The sequence below is a fragment of the Erythrobacter westpacificensis genome (assembly GCF_039542285.1).
Classification (GTDB): Bacteria; Pseudomonadota; Alphaproteobacteria; order Sphingomonadales; family Sphingomonadaceae; genus Alteraurantiacibacter; species Alteraurantiacibacter westpacificensis.
In genome coordinates this window covers 1-4297 of record NZ_BAABHV010000013.1, presented here as the reverse complement: position 1 = coordinate 4297, position 4297 = coordinate 1, and the positions used below count along the sequence as shown (strand labels likewise).

Here is a 4297-nt window from a genome sequence, read left to right as displayed (position 1 = left end):
GTTCATCGCAACTGACCTTGACAGTACATGAGCCCAATCTTGGAAACCGTGTCAGAGTTTGCAACAGAGCCCTTTCGGTTACCTCTATCTTGGCGAGGAGAAGGGCGCGCCCACCAACACCGTCCAGCTTGACCTCGTCGCGTCCTTGCAGTGGGTCCGCGATAACTTTGCCGCCTTCGGCGCACCGGCTGATCTGTGGCCATGTCTGGACTCTTCAGGCCGCGCTCTGCCTCCCGAAACGAAAGATACGAAAGTGATTGACTTTCGTTGCCAAGGGCGGCGAATGTCCATTCATGGAAATTGAATACGATCTTCTAATTGTTGGGGGAGGCATCAACGGCGCGGCGATAGCGCGGGATGCTGCCGGTCGTGGCGCCCGCGTTATGCTGGTGGAGCAGGACGATCTGGCCGCGCATACCTCGTCTGCGAGCACCAAGCTCATTCACGGCGGGCTGCGCTATCTCGAACAATATGAATTCCGGCTGGTTGCCAAGGCGCTTGCCGAGCGTGAGCGGCTGATGCGGGCGGCACCGCACCTGATCCGGCCGCTCGAGTTCGTTCTGCCGCATGATCGCGGGATGCGGCCAGTCTGGATGATGCGGATCGGCCTGTTTCTCTACGATCATCTGGGCGGACGGAGCAGCCTGCCGCGCTCGCGCGCCATCCGGCTGGACACGGATGGCTATGGCAGTGCCATTCAGTCGAAATATACGCAGGGCTATCGCTATGCGGACTGTTGGGGCGATGACAGCCGCCTCGTTGTCGCGAATGTTCAGGATGCCGCCGAACATGGTGCAACGGTCATGACGCGCACGAGATGCCTCTCAGCACAGAGGCACCGGGAAGGCTGGACCCTTTCCCTGCAGTGCGCCGATGGAACCACGAAATCCGTCACGGCCCGTATTCTGGTGAACGCTACTGGCTCCTGGGCGGCGGATTTCCTGCCACAGCGCGCCGGCATCCCGGGCGCTGGAACGCTGCGGCTGATCAAGGGCAGTCATATCGTTACCCGAAAGCTATTCGACGGGGAACACGCTTACATCCTGCAGAATCCGGACAAGCGGATCGTCTTTGCCATTCCGTATGAAGACGAGTTCACGCTGATCGGCACAACGGATGTGGAATGGCAAGGTGCGCCAGATGCCGTGGCGATCGACGCGACCGAAACGGATTATCTATGCGAATCCGTGAACCGCTGGTTCACGACCCAGATCGCGCCGCGGGACGTTCTCTGGAGCTTTGCTGGCGTGCGTCCTCTCTATGACGATGCGACGACCAACGCGTCGGAAATCAGCCGCGACTACGTGCTCTCCCTCGATCATGCCGACGGTGCGGCCCCGGTGATGAGCATATTCGGCGGCAAGATCACCACCCATCGTGCGCTGGCAGAGGAGGTGATGGACAAGTTGGCACGGCACCTCCCGGGCCTGCAGTCGGCCTGGACAGGCAAGGCGCCGCTGCCTGGCGGCGATCTGGGGGAGCGCGGGCTGGCTGGTCTTGTCGCGGACGTGCAACGGGTGGCCGGCTTCCTGGATGAGCAGACGGTTCGTCGCCTGGCGCAGAGCTATGGCTCGCGGGTCTTCGCTTTTCTGGGTACTGCCAAGACGATGGGTGACCTCGGGCAGAGTTTCGGGGCTGGCCTCACGCAGGCGGAAGTGGATTATCTTCTGGGGAATGAGTGGGCACAAACGGCGGACGACATATTGTGGCGTCGATCGAAGCTGGGCCTGCATATGCGTGCGGAAGAAGTGGAGGCGCTGAAGGCCTATCTGGCCGATCATGCGCGGGTTGAAGCCAAAGCAGCTGAGTAACGATACAACGAATATCCGTGGAGGGGCCAATGTCACCGGGAAAGGCATTTATTGGAGAACTGATCTCCGAATGCATTGCAGTTTTCATTATCATCACCATCGGCTGTTCGGCAGCCGCAATGTATTTTCTGTATGATCCCAGCCCGTACAGCACGGCCTATTTCGGGGTGTGCATCACCTGGGGTCTGGCCGTTACGATCGCGATCTACGTGACGGGCGCGGTGTCCGGCACACATGCCAATCCCGCTGTCACTCTCGCGCTCACAATCTATCGTGGCTTCCCCAAGCGCAAGGTCGTGCCGTTCTGGATCGCCCAGACGATTGGCGCATTTCTGGGCGCTGCGGTCGTCTACATGATGTTTTCGCCGGTGATTGACGCGTTCAACGCGACGCAGGGCATCGACCGGGCAGCCGGCGGCGGAGCGGGCGTGTTCTTTACTGCGCCCGGCGCGCACATCACGCCGATCCGGGCCTTCTTCAACGAGATCGTGCTGACGGGTTTCCTGCTGCTTGGCATCTTCGCGATCACCGAGGAATATAACACCCAGGCGCCCGAGGCCAATTCGAGTGCCCTGATTATCGGCCTGCTCGTGGCCATGATCGGCGGCGGTGCGGGCTATCTCGAAGGATGGCCGATTAACCCCGCGCGCGACCTTGGTCCGCGCATTTTCGGCTATCTCGCCGGCTGGGGTGAATCCGCCTTTCCCGGACCCGGCAACTACTGGTGGGTGCCGATTGCCGGCCCGTTCTGTGGCGGTGTGCTGGGCGCCAGCATTTACCACTGGCTGATCCGGCCCTTCCTGCCATCGCGACACAAACGGGTCGCCCAGGAATCCATCCCCGCCGAACCAGACGCGGCCAATTGACACAATCGCCGCGCAGCCGGCGATCATAGGAGAGCAACCATGGTGCAGCCGCCTTATATTCTTGCGATAGACCAGGGAACGACCTCGACGCGTTGCATATTATTCGATGCCGCGGCCAATCCGGTCGCCACGACGCAGCGCGAGTTCAAGCAGCATTATCCCAATCTTGGCTGGGTGGAGCATGATCCGGAAGACATCTGGCGCGACACCGTCGCCACGATGCAGGACGTGGTCGCAAAGGCCGGCGTTGATGTTGCCGATGTCGCGGCGATTGGCATCACCAATCAGCGGGAAACGGTCGTCGTGTGGGACCGGGCAACCGGCAAGCCCATTCATAACGCGATTGTCTGGCAGGATCGCCGGACAGCGGATGAGTGCGCCCGGCTCAAGGCCTCCGGTGCCGAGGAGATGGTCACGGCGAAGACCGGCCTGCTGATCGACCCTTATTTCTCGGCGACCAAGGCCGCCTGGATATTGGACAACGTCTCAGGCGCCCGCGCTACCGCAGAGCGGGGCGAGTTGGCGTTTGGCACCATCGACAGCTTTCTGCTCTGGCGGCTGACGGGCGGCAAGGTCCATGCGACCGATCCGACCAATGCAGGTCGCACGCTGCTGTTCAACATCATGGAGCAGACCTGGGACGATGAGTTGCTCAGCCTCTTCCGCGTCCCCGCCGCGATGCTGCCCGATGTGCGCGATAACGCCTGCATTTTCGGCCATTGCGACGCCGAGATTCTCGGCAAGGCTATCCCCGTTGCAGGTATGATCGGGGACCAGCAGTCTGCACTTTTCGGGCAGGGATGTTTCCGGACGGGTATGGCGAAGTCGACCTACGGCACCGGTTGCTTTGCGCTGATGAACATCGGCACCGAGCCGGTTCTGTCGAAGATGCGGATGCTCACGACACCGGCCTATCGTCTGGACGGTACGATGACTTATGCCCTCGAGGGGTCTATTTTCGTTGCCGGTGCGGCGGTCAAATGGCTGCGGGACGGCTTGAAGATCATCACGCATGCATCGCAGACGGAAAGCATGGCCACGCGGGTGCCCGATAGCCACGGCGTCTATATGGTCCCTGCCTTCGTCGGGCTTGGCGCTCCATATTGGGATCCGCACGCACGGGGGCTGATCTGCGGTCTCACGCTCGACGCCACGGATGCGCACCTCGCCCGCGCGGCGCTGGAATCCGTCGCCTATCAGACGATGGACCTGATCGACGCCATGAAGGCGGACGTTGGAGAAGGTGCAACCGCGCTCCGCGTGGATGGCGGCATGGCGGTGAATGACTGGCTCTGCCAGTTCCTGTCTGACGTGCTCGTGGCGCCGGTCGAGCGGCCTGCGATTGTGGAAACGACGGCCCTTGGCGCGGCGTTTATGGCGGGGCTCGCAACTGGCGTCTGGAGCGGGCTCGACGCACTTGATGAGATCTGGACGCGCGAACGCCGCTTTGAGCCGAAGATGCAGGAGGCGACCCGGGCGGCAATGGTTGAGGGCTGGCGAAAGGCCGTTGCACGCGCCATTTCCTGAGCGCGCTGCAGGTTCGCGAAAAGGCTCTGTTGCAAACATGGGGCACGGCCGCGCGGCGTCACCCAGTTGGGGGATTAGGCAGCATTGGCGAAA

Annotated in this window: 3 protein-coding genes; all 3 read left to right on the top strand. The window is 61.7% G+C overall.

The genetic code is table 11. The annotated features are described in order from the left end of the window. Positions 1–293 precede the first annotated feature (293 nt). The 3 genes from glpD to glpK are packed head-to-tail and all read left to right on the top strand — an operon-like array spanning position 294 to position 4204. Positions 294–1811 carry a glycerol-3-phosphate dehydrogenase gene (glpD, locus tag ABFX23_RS10785; protein WP_346033067.1) on the top strand — a complete coding sequence of 506 codons (1518 nt, stop codon included), beginning with the start codon at positions 294–296 and terminating at the stop codon, positions 1809–1811. Between the two features lie 29 nt (positions 1812–1840). Beyond that, positions 1841–2677, top strand: coding sequence for an MIP/aquaporin family protein (locus ABFX23_RS10780; RefSeq protein WP_346033066.1), 837 nt, complete (start codon positions 1841–1843; stop codon positions 2675–2677). A gap of 39 nt (positions 2678–2716) precedes the next feature. Further along, complete coding sequence (gene glpK, locus ABFX23_RS10775; RefSeq protein ID WP_346033065.1) at positions 2717–4204, top strand: glycerol kinase GlpK; 1488 nt, start codon at positions 2717–2719, stop codon at positions 4202–4204. The last annotated feature ends 93 nt before the right edge of the window (positions 4205–4297 follow it).